Origin of the sequence: Xenorhabdus santafensis (assembly GCF_033949405.1) — a bacterium.
Classification (GTDB): domain Bacteria; phylum Pseudomonadota; class Gammaproteobacteria; order Enterobacterales; family Enterobacteriaceae; genus Xenorhabdus; species Xenorhabdus santafensis.
On record NZ_VCDN01000546.1, the window covers coordinates 1 to 248 of the forward strand.

Annotated in this window: 1 protein-coding gene; it reads left to right on the top strand. The window is 34.7% G+C overall.

Annotation, left to right across the window (positions count from 1 at the left end; translation table 11 throughout):
- Positions 1-248: tyrosine-type recombinase/integrase (locus FE392_RS23360; RefSeq protein WP_319932051.1), on the top strand; the 248-nt coding region annotated here is incomplete at both ends.

Consider the following 248-nt stretch of genomic DNA (forward strand, 5'->3'; position numbering starts at 1 on the left):
ATCTCATTGATGTCCAACCCATCCGTAGCAAAGAACAGATCGAAGATATGAAATGGGCTCTAAAACGTCATTGTTCCGAACGAGACTATATTCTTTTTCTTATTGGCATTCATACAGGATTACGTGTCAGCGATCTACTCCAACTTGAAACACAAACCATAGTAAAACTAAAACGAAAAAAGAGAAAAGAATTCAAAATCAAAGAGGGTAAAACAAAAAAAGAACGCATGATTAACCTTACTTCTATT